The sequence below is a fragment of the Paracoccaceae bacterium genome, assembly GCA_033344815.1.
In the GTDB taxonomy this organism is placed as follows: domain Bacteria; phylum Pseudomonadota; class Alphaproteobacteria; order Rhodobacterales; family Rhodobacteraceae; genus Roseobacter.
The window spans coordinates 2,869,789-2,885,860 of record JAWPMR010000001.1; the positions used below are offsets into that span (position 1 = coordinate 2,869,789).

Genomic DNA, 16,072 nt, shown 5'->3' on the forward strand with positions numbered 1-16,072 from the left:
AGGCCGCGGTTGTGCCAAAAGAACTGCAAAAAGGATTGAGCGCGCGCGACGTTCTTTTGGCCCGCGAGACATACGGCTGGAATGAACTGCCGACCGTCAAAAAAGCCGGGCCGTGGCGCGTTCTTTTGCGGCAGTTTTCAAGCTTCCTGGTTTTGATCCTCATCCTCGCTGCAGCGGTCGCATTGGCTTTGGGCGAGCGCATGGATGCGGTAACCATCGGATTGGTGGTCTTCCTGAACGCGGGTCTGGGGTTTGTTCAGGAATGGAAGGCTGAAACCGCGCTGACAGCCCTGCGCGAGCTGCTGTCACCGCAAGCCATGGTCTTGCGAGACGGCCAGGAACAGAGCGTTCCCGCGAGGGACATTGTGCCGGGAGACCTGTTGGTGCTCGCACCCGGAGCCAAAATCGCGGCGGATGCCACTGTTGTGCAGTCAACCCAATTGAGTGTCGATGAAAGCATTCTGACCGGCGAGTCGGTGGCCGTAAGCAAGGACCCGGATACGGATGAAAGCCAGGTTTTCGCGGGCACGTCGGTGACCGGCGGACGTGCAGAGGCACTGGTCGTCTCAACGGGGACTGCAACAGAATTCGGAAAGATCGCATTACTGACCGGATCCGTTGGTGCCAAAACCACCAATTTGCAGAAAAAACTGGGGGGCCTTGCCTATCAACTCGGTATCGCCGCCCTTGTGGTGGCAGGTGGTGTGACACTGCTTGGTCTGCTCTTGGGCAGAGACCTTGCGGAAATGGTTATGACCGGGCTGTCCTTGTCAGTGGCCATGGTTCCCGAAGGATTGCCGGCCGTTGTAACCATTACCCTCGCCCTGGGCGCTACTGCCATGGTGCGGCAAAAAGCCTTGGCCCGCCGCTTGCAGGCCGTTGAGACGCTCGGGGCCGCGTCTGTGATCTGTACCGACAAGACCGGCACATTGACCGAAAACAAGATGACGGCAACCTGTATCTGGACAGTGGATCGCAGCTATGGCGTTACCGGAACAGGATATGACCCGGCTGGACATATCGCATTGGAAGGCAGACGCATTCGCGCGGCGGATGACGCTGTTCTGAAGGCTGTTTTGCGGACAGGTCTGCACTGTAGCCACGCGCGATTGCGGCAAGAAGGCCCCACGTGGCATATGATTGGTGCGCCAACGGAAGGTGCGCTGATTACGCTGGGCTACAAGGGGTGGTGTGAACTGCCGGATGAGCGTGGGCTACTGGCGGAAATTCCATTCAGCAGTGACCGCAAAAGAATGAGCGTTTTGTACCAGACAGACACGGCATGCACGATCTTGACCAAGGGAGCACCGGAAAATGTGCTTGAGATCTGTACGGCTGTGATGAGCCAAGACGGGGTCCGCTCGATAACGCCATCGGACATAGATGAAATAACAAAGGCGTATGCCCAGCTTGCGCAACAGGGCCTGCGTGTCATCGCCCTTGCCAGTCGGGATGCGCCCGACCAGAACATCTCCGAATGTGACATGACGTTTCTTGGTCTGGTCGGGCTGATTGACCCGCCTCGTTCGGAGGTTCGAAACGCCATCGCCCTGGCGCGCACAGCCGGGATCCGGGTGATCATGATCACAGGTGACAGCCCCGTGACAGCCGAGGCCATTGCTGCGCAACTGTCTCTGGTTGTAACAGAAAAGCTTACAGGCGACGATCTCGACAAGCTGGATGATCTGGCCCTGAACACGGTCTTGGCAGGCGACGTTCTTTTTGCGCGGACCAGACCCGAGCAAAAAATGCGGATCGTCTCGGCTTTGCAGAGGCAAGGTCAGATCGTGGCCATGACGGGGGATGGTGTGAATGACGCGCCTGCTCTCCGACAGGCCGATATTGGCGTTTCGATGGGCATCAGGGGCACGGATGTCGCACGAGACGCTTCTGATCTGGTTCTTCTGGACGACAATTTCGCGACGATCGTACGGGCGATCCGCGAAGGCCGGCGTCAATTCGCGAACGTGCAGAAATTTGTGCGTTACCTGCTGTCATCCAATGCAGGTGAAGTGATTGCGCTCGTTGTTAATATTGCGATTGGCGGCCCATTGATATTTCTCGCCACTCAAATTCTATGGATGAATCTGGTAACTGATGGGGTCACGGCCGTGGCGTTGGGCCTGGAGAAATCCGAGCCAGATCAGATGCGCCAGGCCCCACGTCGCAAAGACACGGCAATTCTGGGGCTCAGCGGGCTCACAACGATTGTCCTGCTGGGTACCTACACCGGACTGTCCAGCCTGTGGATTTTCTTTCACCTGATGGATCAGGGCGTCGAGTTGGCGCGCACCACCGCATTCACGGCCATGGTTGTTTTCGAAAAGGTCAGCGTTTTCGCCTTCAGGTCACTGCATTTGCCCGGATGGCGCATTGGCTGGCTTACCAACCCGTTTCTTCTGGGCGCGCTTGTCCTAACGCTTGGCGCTCAGATCGCAGCTGTGTACTGGAGCCCTTTGCAGGCGATGTTGCAAACGGTGCCAATGAGTTTGAATGAATGGGTCTGGATTGGCATCTTTGCGCTTCCGATTGTCATTGTGCCCGAAGCCCTGAAAACGCTTCGGCTCATCACTCATCGTACATGATAATAGGCAAGCAGACTGGCCACAAAGGTGGCGAGTACCAACAGTGAATCCAGTCCAAATGCGCCAATTCTGGGTTTGCGGCGCACGATCAGTCCAATGAGATAGATCGCCGTTACGACCAGACCAAACGCCAGGGCCAGGCTGACTGTCCGGGATGTCTGCTGCAGGATGGGTCCACCGCGAAACAGGATGTCGGCGGGAAAAACCAACACAAGCATTATCAGATTGCTCCCGAATATGTTGGAAATTGCCATGGTATATGCGCCAATGCGGACGGCGGCGATGCTGGTTGTGAGTTCTGGCAAGGAGGTGGCGGCCGCCAGTAGCGTGACCCCGATGAAGCCGGTGCCAAGACCCGATTGATCCGCGATGCGTTCGGCAAACAAGACCAGGAAAAGGCCAAAAAAAAGAATCGCAAGACAAGCCCCAACAGTCTGCCAGAATAGTGATTTGTCTGACGCCTGCGTCAAGCCGGTGGGCGCGGGGAAAGCCAGCGGATCAGGGTCGGGCAGATCAACAGGAACCCAGTCGCTGCTGTTGTCATATTGCCTCAGTAGCCAGATCGCGCCGATGTAGAACACCGCGATGCAAACGCTGCCGAGGCCAACGCCAGCGATCACAAATGTTTCCCCGAGATTTGTGATGATCAGGGCCACCGAAAGCAATAGGACCAGCAAGGTGGCTTCAAGCGCGTGATTGGCCTTGCGAGGATAGTTGGTTATGGGTCCCCGGGCCCAGAAATCGGACATGGCCAGGATGGCCGTTTGCAGTGCAATACCGCCAAAAAGATTGTTCAGAACAAGGTCTCGGGCCTGACTGATGGCAGCTGTCAGTGTCGTGGCAATCTCGGGCAGGGACGTTGCCAGCGAGAGCAGCAACAGACCGACAAGCGATTTGGCCAGTTTGAAACGGTCGGCCAATGCATCCGCCAAATATGCCAGTCTCGCTCCGGCAATCCAGACCGCGGTCGCGCAACAGGCGAAGAACACAAGACTTTGCAAGAGCGTGGTCACAGGAATTTGCATGATGTCGAGATAGCAAGGATGTTCCCGGTCCCTTTGATTTCGCTCAATCCGGGAGAGATTACCATGTGCAGGATAGAGGCATGACGAGCGAGCATGGACACAGTCCCAGGGAAATCGCACGGCGCCTTTCGGAAAAGCAGCGCGCCGGGCATCTCAAGGACATGATTTACGGCGGAATCGACGGGGCAGTCACGACTTTTGCAATCGTTGCCGGTGTTGAAGGGGCAGGGTTGTCGCATGGGATCATCGTGACCCTTGGCCTGGCCAACATCATCGCCGATGGGTTCTCCATGGCGGCCAGCAACTACTCGGGCACAAAAGCAGAACTGGACGACCGCAGGCGGATCATTCAGACCGAAGAACGGCATATCGCGGATTACCCCGAGGGAGAGATGGAGGAACTCAGGCAAATCTTGCAAAGACGCGGCTTGACAGGTGACCTGTTGGATCAGGCAACCGCAGCGATTGCCCGGAACAAGGAAAACTGGATCGGACTCATGCTGACCGATGAGTATGGACTCGCGAGCGTTGAACCCGAACCGACGCGCGCGGCTGTTGCAACCTTTGTGGCCTTTCTCGTCGCGGGTTCGATACCTCTGATACCCTTTGTTCTGGGGCTTGATGACGCATTCATAAGTTCGGTTCTTGTAACGCTTCTGACGTTCTTCCTGATCGGAAGCGGCAAGAGCCGCTGGTCACTTTCAAGCTGGTGGCGATCGGGCAGTGAAACGCTTCTGATTGGCGGGGTCGCAGCCCTCCTCGCCTATGCGGTTGGAGGTCTTTTCCATCCCGGTTGACGTTGCTTGAGTTATGTCAATTGGTCCAGCGCGCGGACCTTTAATGTCACTGCAAAGGCGAGGCGATCATGTTTGCAAATTCGGTAAAGCTTTTCTCTCTCAACAACTTCGATATCAAGGTTGATCCGAGTTGGCTGCTTATTGCCGCGCTTGTGACCTGGAGCCTGTCTCGCCAGTATTTTCCAGAGGTTCTGCCCGGTGCGGAAACGTCGGTTTACCTGATGTTGGCTGTGACTGCGATGCTGGGCCTGTTCGCTTCGCTCTTGTTGCACGAGTTGGCACATTCCGTTGTGGCGCGCCATCTTGGCGTCCCCATCAAGAGCATCACTCTTTTCCTTTTTGGCGGCGTGGCTGAACTGGAGGCTGAACCGAACTCTGCGCGCGCGGAATTCTGGATCGCCGTTGCAGGGCCGGTGATGTCGTTCTGCCTGGCATTGGGGTTCTGGGTATTGGATGTCGTCGCGATATGGTCCGGCCTGCCAGAAACCATATCCGCGGTTCTCTACTATCTGGCTCTGATCAACCTGATCCTCGCGGTTTTCAATCTGCTGCCGGCTTTCCCGCTGGATGGCGGTCGCGTACTGCGCGCCGTGCTGTGGCACCAGACGGGCGATCTGCTGTCCGCAACCCGCCACGCAGCGCGATCAGGAACCTATCTTGCCTATGTCCTTATGGGAATTGGCGTGATCGCCCTGTTCCAAGGATTGGTCGTGTCCGGGATGTGGCAAATCATGATTGGTGGTTTCCTGCTGCTGGCCGCGCGCGCCAGCTACACGCAACAGCTCTCAAAGGTCGCTTTTGAAGGTCGGACTGTTGGATCACTGATGACCAAAGGCCCGATTGTGGTCGGCCCTGACATGACTTTGGCTGAGTTCGTGAACCACATCATGTTGGAAAAGCACGTCAGTTTTGCGCCGGTTATCGAAGACGGCATTTTGCTTGGCCACATAGACGCGTCTGTCTTGTCCGGAATTGATCGTGAGAATTGGGCCAACACGCGGGTTTGCGATGTTTTCGTAGGCCTGGATTCAGAAGCAATAACACAAGCCGATGTTCCGATCCCCGACCTGCTTGAAACAATCTCAAGAACCGGCCGCAGAAAATTCATGGTCGTCTCTGACCATGACTTGTTGGGGATCGTCACCCTATCCGACTTAACCCGCTATCTGAAGGCCGGTATCCCGTCTCAAAACGGAAATGAAAACCTAAGCGCACCACCGATCTCAAGACACTGAACAATTCCAGGAGAAGGTTTTGAACAAAGGGTTTTGGATTGAGAAAGCGATGTCTGTCTAGTTCGCAAGTGGCCTTTTTTGATGTGGTCACATGAGATCAAACCATGGAGAGACAAGCACATTTGGCCAGATGATTGATACGTTGAGTCGTGCTCCCCAAAACGACGCTCGAAATGCCACTCAAGCCGCGTCGCCCCGTGACAATCAAATCAGCTTCAATCTCATCAGCGTGCAAAAGGATCTCGGTTGCTGCGTCACCGTGTGGCATGTGCGTTTTGACCGCCTCAAAGCCGACATCTGCCGCGATCTTGAGGGCATCATCCAGAACCTTTTGCCCCGCTCTTTCAATCTCGTCAAAACTTGGCATGGTGATCGCCGCATGATATCCGGCGAGGGCACCAAGAACAAAGGCTGCGGTCTCTGCATGCGGAACATGCACCAGCGTCACGGTGCCGCTGTAATGTCTGGCAAGATCGAAGGCAAAGCGCGCGCCCTTCTTCGCTTTTTCTGACCCGTCGAGGCCGACAATGATCTGTCTGAACAATGGTTTTCCTTTCTGTAAAATACCGAGTGGCGCTCAAATCGGAACCAAGTCACCAAGGTGGAATTCAACGGCCTCGATTGGTTGATTAGACAGATCCTTTGGTATTTCCCCCAATAGAACCGCTTGCAGGCAGGCATCCAGTTCCGCCCGAAGCAAGCCCAACATGTGTGGGCCCGCAATCAATATGAGCCTGTCAAACCGCTTTTGTATTCGGGCTTTTCTGATCTGTTCCATCGCTGTTTTTGCAAAGCGTACGTCCGTCTTTTCCTGCGGATCGATTTGCGCCACCGCTGCCCTTCCCGGACCGGCAATACTATGCCCAACACCGGCTCTTTCATTTCGCGCCTTTGTGTCAGGCGCGATCATGGTCTGCCCCTTGACCGGGCTCAACCCGTTACCGGGCCCACGATGCGCAAAAACGTTGACTGACCGTGCATTCGCCAACACCACCCATGTGACAATTGGTTTCATTTTTGTCTCCGCGTTGTTTTTTGGGAGCATCGCAAATCAACCAAGGCCTCGCTTGATGCAAATCAATTCGGGCTTGCGCCTTGCGCACAGGGTTTGGCAGGCTGAAAGCAGAGGTGATGCATATGGTCAACAGTTTGGAAGACAGTGCAGTTTTAAATGCCATAATGGAGGCAGCTGTTGATGCGATGGTCGTGTCGGATCAATCGGGTACACTGCTGCGGGTAAATACGGCAGCCGCCAGAATGTTTCAACTGTCTCCCAAGGACATGGTGGGGCAAAGCGTCAACATATTGATGCCTGAAGCTCTGGCGAAACTGCATGACGGGTTCATGTCTCATCACCTGAAGACAGGCGAAAAACGCATCATTGACCTCGGACGCGATGTGGAGGGCAAGCGCCAAGACGGCACGGTGTTCCCGCTTCACCTCTCGGTCGGTCATGCAACGGTCGGTGCGCGACGCTTGTTTGTCGCAATACTGCATGATTTGACCCACAGAAAAGCGACCGAGGCGGCGTTGGCACGATCACAGAGGTTGGATGCCATTGGTCAAATGACGGGTGGTATCTCGCATGACTTCAACAATCTTTTGACGCTGATCATCGGAAATCTGGAGTTGCTTGAGTTGCGCGGGGCAGATGCGCGCCAGCTTCCCTTGGTCAAAGATGCGCTTGAAGCTGCAGAGTTGGGGTCTGATCTGACAACACGCTTGATGGTTTTTGCGCGGCGCTCAACCCTGCATCCTGTCAAGTCGGATCTGCGTGAACTTTGCAGAGATACTTTGAAAATCCTCAAGCGAACGCTCGGGGTTCCTTTCAAGATAAAAACCGACTTTGCGGATGATCTGCATCCAGTGATGATCGACCCTGTGCAACTCCAATCCACGCTCATGAATCTATCACTCAATGCGCGGGATGCCATGCAGGCGGGAGGCGAATTGTTGTTTTCAATTGCAAACGTTACCATCGATGACAGCTACATGGCACAGGAAACCGATATGGAACCGGGTGACTATGTCCGGCTGTCGGTTAGCGACGACGGCGCGGGAATGAGCCTTGAAGCGCAAAGGCGCGCATTTGAGCCGTTTTTCACAACCAAATCCGAGCACGGCGGCACCGGTTTGGGCCTTGCAATGGTTTATGGGTTTGTACGGCAATCGGGGGGGCATATCACCCTTTATAGCGAAATCGGGCATGGGACGAGCTTTGGTCTGTATTTCCCGGCTGTGCACGCTTCAGACACCCATGTTGGCGCAGCTCTGGCCCCTGATAGCAAGACCGGAATACCACGCGGTCGCGGCGAAAAAATACTTATCGTTGAGGACAACATTCGCGTGCGCAAGCTGTCCATTGAGCGGATTCGTGATCTGGGATTTGAGACGGTGGAGGCTGAAAGTGGAGATCAGGCCTATCGAATGCTGAAAAACGGCTTGCAGGTTGATCTGGTTTTTTCAGACCTTGTCATGCCCGGCGCGTTGAATGGCTATGATCTTGCGTCCAAAATTGCCACGGAGTTTCCGAAACTCAAGGTTTTGCTTACTTCCGGGTACGCAAGTGACGTCGTGACCGGGTCTATGACAAGCGATACGCCCAAAGATATTCTTCACAAACCCTATCGTCAGTCAGACCTCGCAGAACGCCTTCACGCGCTTTTGGCTGAAGCCTCTGAAGACTGAATCTTCTGTACGTCGCAGGCCATTGTGTAGCCAACACCGCGTACCGTCTTGATCACTTTTGGCGATGAAGGGTCGCGCTCGATTTTCTTGCGCAAACGAGCAATCTGATTATCAATTGTTCGATCCAGCGGACTCCATTCGATGCCCCCGGTAAGATCCATAAGCTGATCTCGCGACAGTACGCGCTTGGGGCGTTCGAGAAAGACCGAGAGCAATTTGAAATCACCGCTGGTCAGGCCGCAATCTGAGTTCTTGCGGTCCAATAACTCAAGCCGGTCAGGGATTGCGGTCATCCCGTCAAAGCAGAAGGCCGAACTGGCCTGCAGGTCCGGTTCTGGCTTGGCCGCTGCGTGCAGCAGCTCGCTTTCTATACGCCCTGTCCGCCGCAATACGCTGCGTATACGCGCTGTTACTTCGCGCACATGGAACGGTTTCGTGATGTAGTCGTCTGCGCCAACCTCAAGGCCCACAACACGGTCAATCACATCATCTTTTCCGGTCACCATCACAATAGGTACCTGAGAGGTGCGTCTGATGTCGCGGGCCAGATCAACGCCATTGTCTCTGCCCAGATGTATGTCCAGTGTTATCAGGCTGATAGGCGTCTGAGCCAGAATTTCGAGCGCTTCGCCTGCGGTCTCTGCTTCGCGCACGACAAATCCATCATCCTCAAGCACATTGCACAAAAGAGTCCGGATCTTGGGGTCATCATCGACGATCAGGATGGTTTGGTCACTCACACCGCCGTCTCCCCGTGGTTTTTGAATGTCACCCGTCGGATCTGTGCAACCGGTTTACGCAATTCCAGGTCCTGAGCGTTACAATTTGATACAAAACACTTTCGACAAAGGTTAACGCAAAATACATTCACTGTCCAAGGTGGGCTCAAATCAAACAAGGGGTCCGCCTGATGTATGTCACAATTCCCGAACAAGAAGCCACATCAACACCAATTCCACCCCTACCTGGCACATTGCCCAAAACCGCAGAAACACGCCTGAAACCAGGCAGTTTTCTCTATTTTGAGGGTGATGAGGTTGAATGGCTGTATCAAGTCACCAGCGGCGTCGTGCGACTGTCCCGTCTGCTTGCAGATGGTCGACGACAAGTCATCGCCTTCGGGTATCCCGGTGATATCATCGGGTTTCCGACAGACGGTTTGCACCACACTGATTGTGAGAGTCTCAATGCTGCGCGGCTTCAACCCTTTCGCAGATCACATCTGGAAAGCGGTGAAGGCGATCCAAAATTGCACCACGCGCTTTTGCAGGCCGCGTTGCGAGAGATCAGCGCCATGCAGGATCATTTCATGATGCTCGGGCGGAAATCAGCAACGGAGAAGCTTGCCTCCTTTTTATGTGTCCTCATGGAACGGGTTGGTGAGGATCTTGGCGCGTATTGCCAATTCACCTTGCCGATGAGCCGATCCGACATTGCGGATTTTCTGGGCCTGACAACCGAGACAGTGAGCCGGACCTTCACCCAATTGCGCAAAAGCAAGATCATCGCGATTGATAACAACTACACCATTATCATACAAAAACCGACGGCCTTGCTGAGCCTGTCGCTGGGAGACCGGGATTGACCGGCTGCTGATGTTCGTCACGTGAAATGACGCGCTCTGGCCGCGCGGCCGCTAGCCTGATTATGGCGCTGCCCATATTTGGCGAAGATCACTTGGTAGGCTGGCACGAATATCCTCGATCTCACCGGCGCTCACGCGCGCGTTGAGGAGATCGAAGACACATTTGATATCTTCGCGCCCGCGATATTCTGCGCTGTTTTCCATTTCAGCGTCGATCACGGCGATAAACTCATGGGCGTGCCGCTCTCTGACAGGTGTGTTTTTCGGCACCCACCCTTCAAAAAAGAAGCCCCGGATGAGAAGTGGCAATTGTGCTGACAACTGCGCAAGCTCGTCGACAAGAAGGTGGTCGCGTATGCGGTGCAATGTGACGCGCATCAGTCGTAAAGCGCTGCGTTTGGAAGACCAGCCCAGTCGTCCGGCCAGTTCGTTGGTCCATTCATGGGTCAGATGCACGCTATGATCGATCACTTCTAATCCGTGGGCTGTCATCTTGATTATCCTCTTCAGTCTCAGTCTTTGACGGGTTTCAGATCAACATCGAAGGCGACGTCAGGATTGCCCATCAGCCACTGGAACAACGCACGGCTCATAGCCCCGACACCAAGCAAAACCAGCGTATAGTTGGTGACCCACCCCACAAAGGGAATGAAGTTCAACAGGGCCACCAGAAGGATCGCTGCCGCAAATACCATCAGTCGTGTAGCGCTGTTTGGCCGCTCCACGCCGCCGAAACCTGACCACACTCGCATCGCAACCCCATAAGCGCCCAATGCGTATCCAAATGTCCAAACGACAATAATACCCAGCAAAATAATTGGCACAAACGGCAACCCGACGATTGTCAGAGCGGTTATTGGCACCAACCCAAACAATATGGACAGGCCGATCACCCCAAGCAGGATCGTTTGGCCGGGCGCTTGCGCGATGCTGCGGCGCAATCTTGCCAGCCGCTTGGGCATGAAACCCAGCATCAGCGCGCCCAACATAAGAAAGAACAGCAGTGAAATCACAAAGCCGAACAGTATTGACGCAAAGGAGGGCAAAACCGGCATGTCTTTTGCAACCGCGTCCCAATTGTTTGAAAACCGGGCGGCGGACGCAGTTTCGATTTTCACACGCTCAGCCGGGGCAACGCGCTCAGGGACCGCAATCTGGTCTTTGGTGGCATAGGTGAGTGTGCCGTTGATCCGCGCATCCGGGCCGAACGAAAGGGATCGCGCCAAAACACGGGCATCCCCCTCGATCACAGCATTCACGATCACATCGCGCGCAGTGACCATGAGGGCACCCTTAATCGGACCTTCGATGATTACGGAATTTCCAAACAGCCGGGCGTTTCCTTGCGTGAGAGACGTTTTTTCTGTTCGCAATGAAAAACCTGCGGCGGTCAGGTCTTGAGCAATTGCGCCGCGGATCACAACTGTGGCACCCGCAGCATATAGATCCTTGTCAGTGTCCGCGCTGATTGAGAGATCAAATCCAGAGACATGCAAATCCCCGCCCGCCGTACCGCGCGCCGCAATGGTGCGTGCGGCCAAAAAGGCATCACCATCGGCAGAGATTGCCTCATTGACCTGTGAACCGGCTATGAAGGTATCCCCTCCATGTGTGACCGATGCAGCATCGGCAAACGCTATACCGTTCAGGCCAAAAACGGCGGCAACAGCTATCTCGCGGGCGAATTTGAACATCTATCCGTTCCTTGCAGCATCTTTTGTCGCCCCAAGCTACGCCGGTTAGGAAGAGATCAATTGACGGGGATCAATCAGCACTGCGCGCGGTCGCGTAACTTGGCGAGGACACATTTGGGTGTCGATCATTCTGAAAGGAGAGATGATATGTCACGTCAACCCCTGCAGCGAACACGGGACAACACTGCCGGATCTGCCTTTTTCCCAACCTTCCAAAAAGAAATGAACCGGTTTCTGGATCAGTTCAGATCTGGATTTCCCATGATGGAAAACGACAGCCGCGCGATGTTTTCCGAACCGTCGTTCCCCGCAATTGATGTCGTCGAGACAGAAGACGCTTTTGAAATCAGCGCTGAGGTGCCTGGCGTCAGTGAAGGCGATCTGGATGTCACGGTCTCAGGAACAACCCTGATCCTCAAGGGGGAGAAAAGCGCTGAAGACGAGAAGACGGAAGACAGCTATCACCTGATTGAACGTCGTTACGGAAGTTTTTGTCGCCGCATACCGCTCGGGTTCACGCCCGAAGACGGTGCCGTGGATGCGCAATTTTCAAACGGGATCCTGAAACTACATATTTCCAAACCGGCGGCAAACAAATCCGACGTGCAAAAGATCGATATCCGGAAAATCTGAGACTGGTCTGGGCGTGCATGTGCGCCCTGATCCAACACGCGAGAAAAAAAGCTGCAAGAAGGAAATTTGCCATGAGTCCGAAAACCATTCTGGTCTGCCTGACCACACCAGACCATGTAGAAACGCTCTTGAATGTAGCTGTTCCCATGGCACGAAAACATGGTGCGCATCTGATCGGGCTGCATACCATCGAAGCGTTGTTGGTCTATCCCGGAATCGCCATGCATATTCCTGAGCCTGCCTTTTCAGCGTTCAATGAAAGCCAGCGAGAGGAAGCGGAAGCGATCAAACATGTTTTTTCCAAGCATACCGAAAATGAAGACTTCGTCAGCGAGTTTCGTCTTGTCCGCGCGGAGGCTCAATCCGCCACCGAGCGTATGATCGAAAGTGCCCGCGCGGCTGATCTGGTTATCATGGCACATGAAGACAAGAACAGTGATCGCTATGATCAGCGCCACGCGCAGACACAAGTCATACGTCAGAGCGGTCGACCGGTAATCGTTGTGCCGCTTGACTATGACGGCCCGGAAATCGGTCAAAGCATTGTACTGGGCTGGAGCGACACCAGAGAAGCGGCTCGCGCTGCACATGATATGCTGGGTCTTGCCGATCCAGGCGCCGATTTAACCGTTTTGCGTGTTGGGTCCACCCATCAAGACGCTCTCAAGGACGCCGATGCCATTGACATGTCCGAGATGTTTGCCCGACACGGGTTAAAACCAACTCTGGAACATCGGGATGCCATGGGGGACAGCATAGCTGAAGTATTGGGCTCGGTCGCTTTTGAAAAGGGTGCCGATCTGATCGTGACAGGCGCCTTCGGTCACTCCAAAGCATATGACTTCGTCCTTGGCGCAACCACCTATGCGCTGCTCAGAGACCAAAAGATCCCCGTTATGTTCAGTAAGTAGCGGCAGAGTCAGGAGGGGCAGACGAGACAGCAAGCGGTCCCGCGCTATCCTGAAAAGGGGGCCTTGTTTAACGCTGCAATCACGGGGCCTTGTGCCGTCGGTCAGTGCGCGGCGATCAAGCGCAGCACTCGGTTGTTTGGTATGACAGATCGTCCGGGCTGAAATTATAAGACCGGTCCGTCACAGGTTCAAACACACGATGAAACGTTCATTCGTTGAAACCATGCGCGATGACGTAGGTGTTAGTGTTCGCCGCGGCCTCTTTTGACACCGCCAGCGGGAATGTATTCGAATACAACATGGTTTTTTCGTTGTAGGTTGACCGTGCAGAAATCCGGGCCGGATAATAGGATGGGAGCGCTTGCGGTGCATCCAATTGCAGGGTTGATCGCACGTTCTCCCGGTTGTTGCTGCCCACGCCAAATGTTGCCAAGCCTATCGGAATGCGTTTTGTCTCAATCCAATCCAATCCAATCAACTCGGCGCAAGGCCGTATCGAAAATACAAGAAACGCCCAAGGAAATGAAGTAAACCAGACCCGCAATTGACCAATCTCAATTGTGTGACTTCCGTTCCAAGTCATGCTGGCACTCGAGACATCCAAGTACCAACGGAGAAAAAATTGCCAGCCATGGTCGCAAAATGCCCATCATGCCAGTGTGCTGATTTCTCAGAAGATGTAGGATGTTCTTTTTGTTGGTATCGTTGCAGCGTCTCACAGACTGATCGTCTTTTCCGGTGAATGAGCGGGGTAAATATGAGTATCGTGATTTCACAATTGCTACTTATTTCTGTGATCGTTGCTTTTGCGTTGGCCATCTGCGGACTATTGAAAAGCCCGCGTGGTCAGCGCGGGTGTGAAGGAGTGAAGAAGAACCGGGAGTTGAAAAAATGCAATGTCATGCGAAACCACGTTTGGGGTCTGATAGGTAGGCCAACACAAGATTGGGATGATAGGAGAGGACTGCGAATGCCCCGTCAGAAGCAGCTTGAAAAAACGACGGCAAATCGACATCCGCGAGCGGATTTTTGCCTCTGTGCGCCCGCATTCTGCGACGACGAAACCGGGGGCCATACAGACATCATTAAAACCTTGGCGTGGATATTTGGGAAGATACAAAGGCAATATTCGCAAACTCGACTACCACCGTCTTTAACCATGTGGAAAACCGGATACGCACGACGTGGGTCATTTTCGCGGCAACGCTGGGGTCTTTAATGCGTATCGTAGTCGCGCTGGGCGGAAATGCCCTTTCAAAGCGCGGAGAACAGCTCTCCGCCGACAGTCAGCGCGCCAGTATTCGCGTAGCCGCCAAATCGCTCGCGGGTCTCCTGGACGCAGGTCATGAAGTGGTCATCACACATGGTAACGGTCCCCAAGTGGGATATCTTGCACTGCAGGGCGGCCCATTCCCTCTGGACGTTCTTGGCGCAGAAACCGACGGTATGATAGGCTATGTCCTGCAACAAGAACTTGATAATGCTTACCTTCCTGACGCGCGGTATGCGACGCTTCTGACCCAAATTGAGGTCGATCCCGATGATACGGCATTTGAGCAACCAACCAAGTTCATTGGTTCGATCTATGCAGAAGATGAAGCGGCAAAATTGAGCGCAGAAAGAGGCTGGAGCATGGGAAAAGACGGGGCGCATTTCAGGCGAACCGTCCCTTCGCCACGCCCGAAGCGGATTTTGGAACTGGATGTCATAAAACTGCTGTTGGAACAGGGAGTTATCGTGATCTGTGCCGGGGGTGGCGGCATTCCAGTGTTTGAGAAAACCGACGGTACAATGATTGGAATCGAAGCGGTGATTGACAAAGATCATGCAAGCGGCTTGCTGGCACGCGAACTGCAGGCGGATGCCTTTTTAATGCTGACGGACGTGGCGGGTGTTTTTGAAAACTGGGGGACGCCGACACAACAGATTATCGGTCAAGTCACACCAGAAGAGATAAGCAAAACATCATTCCCGGCAGGCTCCATGGGCCCCAAGGTTGAAGCTGCCTGTGATTTTGCCCGCGCCACGCAAGGTTTTGCAGCTATTGGTCGATTGTCCGATTGTTTGGACCTGATCGCAGGCAAGACCGGCACACGCGTGGCTCAGATGCCCACACATCCAAGAGCGTAGCACAACCGAGAAAAGCGGATCGCCACAACGACAGTGGCAGTTCACACGCGTGGCCAAGACCCATGGCCCAGTCAGGACCAGAACCAGATGCCCCAGATAAAATCTCATTGTCCAGAGCGGCATTCTGTTTTGGGGTGAAGCTGATCCATCTCGGTCGTTGTGAAGCGAAGGCGGGAGTGTCCATTTTCGTATGGATGCCGGCAACGAGCCTCTTCAAAAATAAGTTTTCCGCTAACGGTCTGGGCAAAAGGTTGAAAGCCCACGCCTTCGCATGTAGCCGCGGCGCTCAAGAGGCGCGCGTCGGACGCGGATTTCGGTTGTTGGCAAATCGACTGGTTCGGTGCGGTCGCTTCAAACAAGGGCGTCACCGTTGCCTGAAACGCGATGTCGAATCCGAAAGTTTGCTTCGTCAGACATGTTTTCGAGTCGCCATCCATCCTGACGCCTTTACAGGAATGATCATGTTTTTGGCTGTGGACCCTGGCCAAAAAAGGTGATCGTGTGGGTTCAGGACTTTTGCGCCAACTTGTGTACGATAGAATAAAGGCGTGTTCTCGTCTCTGTTCTGCCGGACAGAAGCGCTCGTCACAGTGCCACGTCTTCCGCCTGTGCACCAAGCTTTGGCCAACAATCCTACCCGATACCACCGAGTACTGTGTTCGTTCGTGATGGCATCACTTTTCCTTTGACGACCGGCGTTTCTGTCTGGTCGGAAGGTCCCGGCGTAAACAGGCTGTTGTCACATCTTGCGCGCCAGAAAACTGGCTTTTGCCGCCGCCCAATCTTCAT

Annotated in this window: 16 protein-coding genes; 8 read left to right on the forward strand and 8 right to left on the reverse strand. The window is 54.4% G+C overall.

Annotated features, from left to right (window positions below; translation table 11 throughout):
- The first annotated feature begins 11 nt into the window (after positions 1 to 11).
- On the forward strand, positions 12 to 2,585 hold the full coding sequence (locus tag R8G34_13335) for a cation-transporting P-type ATPase (GenBank protein ID MDW3223847.1): 2,574 nt from the start codon (positions 12 to 14) through the stop codon (positions 2,583 to 2,585).
- On the opposite strand, the gene R8G34_13340 is transcribed toward R8G34_13335, so the two are convergent.
- The gene (locus R8G34_13340; GenBank protein MDW3223848.1) at positions 2,573 to 3,610 is read right to left on the reverse strand and encodes a hypothetical protein; all 1,038 of its coding nucleotides are present in this window, start codon (positions 3,608 to 3,610) and stop codon (positions 2,573 to 2,575) included. The two genes, R8G34_13335 and R8G34_13340, sit on opposite strands and share 13 nt — an antisense overlap.
- 80 nt (positions 3,611 to 3,690) lie before the next feature.
- On the opposite strand from R8G34_13340, the gene R8G34_13345 reads away from it, so the two are divergent.
- Positions 3,691 to 4,407, forward strand: coding sequence for a VIT1/CCC1 transporter family protein (locus R8G34_13345; GenBank protein MDW3223849.1), 717 nt, complete (start codon positions 3,691 to 3,693; stop codon positions 4,405 to 4,407).
- Positions 4,408 to 4,475: 68 nt separating this feature from the next.
- Entirely contained in the window at positions 4,476 to 5,642 is a 1,167-nt protein-coding gene (locus tag R8G34_13350) for a site-2 protease family protein (GenBank protein MDW3223850.1), read from the forward strand.
- 97 nt (positions 5,643 to 5,739) lie between these two features.
- Here R8G34_13350 and R8G34_13355 read toward each other — a convergent pair whose 3' ends face one another.
- On the reverse strand, positions 5,740 to 6,186 hold the full coding sequence (locus R8G34_13355; GenBank protein MDW3223851.1) for a universal stress protein: 447 nt from the start codon (positions 6,184 to 6,186) through the stop codon (positions 5,740 to 5,742).
- 33 nt (positions 6,187 to 6,219) lie between these two features.
- Complete coding sequence (locus R8G34_13360; protein MDW3223852.1) at positions 6,220 to 6,657, reverse strand: host attachment protein; 438 nt, start codon at positions 6,655 to 6,657, stop codon at positions 6,220 to 6,222.
- A gap of 122 nt (positions 6,658 to 6,779) precedes the next feature.
- Here R8G34_13360 and R8G34_13365 point away from each other — a divergent pair, with 122 nt between their 5' ends.
- Positions 6,780 to 8,330: a PAS domain S-box protein gene (locus R8G34_13365; GenBank protein MDW3223853.1), complete on the forward strand. Its 1,551-nt coding sequence runs from the start codon at positions 6,780 to 6,782 to the stop codon at positions 8,328 to 8,330.
- On the opposite strand, the gene R8G34_13370 is transcribed toward R8G34_13365, so the two are convergent.
- Positions 8,297 to 9,070, reverse strand: a complete 774-nt coding sequence (locus R8G34_13370; protein ID MDW3223854.1) for a response regulator transcription factor — start codon at positions 9,068 to 9,070, stop codon at positions 8,297 to 8,299. The two genes, R8G34_13365 and R8G34_13370, sit on opposite strands and share 34 nt — an antisense overlap.
- A gap of 170 nt (positions 9,071 to 9,240) precedes the next feature.
- Between R8G34_13370 and R8G34_13375 the strand changes: the two genes are divergently transcribed.
- Positions 9,241 to 9,915, forward strand: a complete 675-nt coding sequence (locus R8G34_13375) for a helix-turn-helix domain-containing protein (protein MDW3223855.1) — start codon at positions 9,241 to 9,243, stop codon at positions 9,913 to 9,915.
- Positions 9,916 to 9,975: 60 nt separating this feature from the next.
- Here the strand turns inward: R8G34_13375 and R8G34_13380 are convergent, their stop codons facing one another.
- Together R8G34_13380 and R8G34_13385 are read right to left on the reverse strand one after the other, a co-directional pair.
- Complete coding sequence (locus R8G34_13380) at positions 9,976 to 10,407, reverse strand: DUF2267 domain-containing protein (GenBank protein MDW3223856.1); 432 nt, start codon at positions 10,405 to 10,407, stop codon at positions 9,976 to 9,978.
- A 20-nt stretch (positions 10,408 to 10,427) separates the two neighbouring features.
- Entirely contained in the window at positions 10,428 to 11,609 is a 1,182-nt protein-coding gene (locus tag R8G34_13385; protein MDW3223857.1) for a hypothetical protein, read from the reverse strand.
- 147 nt (positions 11,610 to 11,756) lie between these two features.
- On the opposite strand from R8G34_13385, the gene R8G34_13390 reads away from it, so the two are divergent.
- Positions 11,757 to 12,242 carry an Hsp20/alpha crystallin family protein gene (locus R8G34_13390; GenBank protein ID MDW3223858.1) on the forward strand — a complete coding sequence of 162 codons (486 nt, stop codon included), beginning with the start codon at positions 11,757 to 11,759 and terminating at the stop codon, positions 12,240 to 12,242.
- A 71-nt stretch (positions 12,243 to 12,313) separates the two neighbouring features.
- A complete protein-coding gene (locus R8G34_13395; protein ID MDW3223859.1) occupies positions 12,314 to 13,153 on the forward strand; it encodes a universal stress protein in 840 nt (279 codons plus the stop codon).
- Between the two features lie 208 nt (positions 13,154 to 13,361).
- Here the strand turns inward: R8G34_13395 and R8G34_13400 are convergent, their stop codons facing one another.
- Positions 13,362 to 13,736, reverse strand: a complete 375-nt coding sequence (locus R8G34_13400) for a hypothetical protein (GenBank protein MDW3223860.1) — start codon at positions 13,734 to 13,736, stop codon at positions 13,362 to 13,364.
- Positions 13,737 to 14,371: 635 nt separating this feature from the next.
- Here R8G34_13400 and arcC point away from each other — a divergent pair.
- Positions 14,372 to 15,283 carry a carbamate kinase gene (gene arcC, locus R8G34_13405; protein MDW3223861.1) on the forward strand — a complete coding sequence of 304 codons (912 nt, stop codon included), beginning with the start codon at positions 14,372 to 14,374 and terminating at the stop codon, positions 15,281 to 15,283.
- Between the two features lie 104 nt (positions 15,284 to 15,387).
- On the opposite strand, the gene R8G34_13410 is transcribed toward arcC, so the two are convergent.
- The gene (locus R8G34_13410) at positions 15,388 to 15,720 is read right to left on the reverse strand and encodes a hypothetical protein (GenBank protein MDW3223862.1); all 333 of its coding nucleotides are present in this window, start codon (positions 15,718 to 15,720) and stop codon (positions 15,388 to 15,390) included.
- Between the last annotated feature and the right edge of the window lie 352 nt (positions 15,721 to 16,072).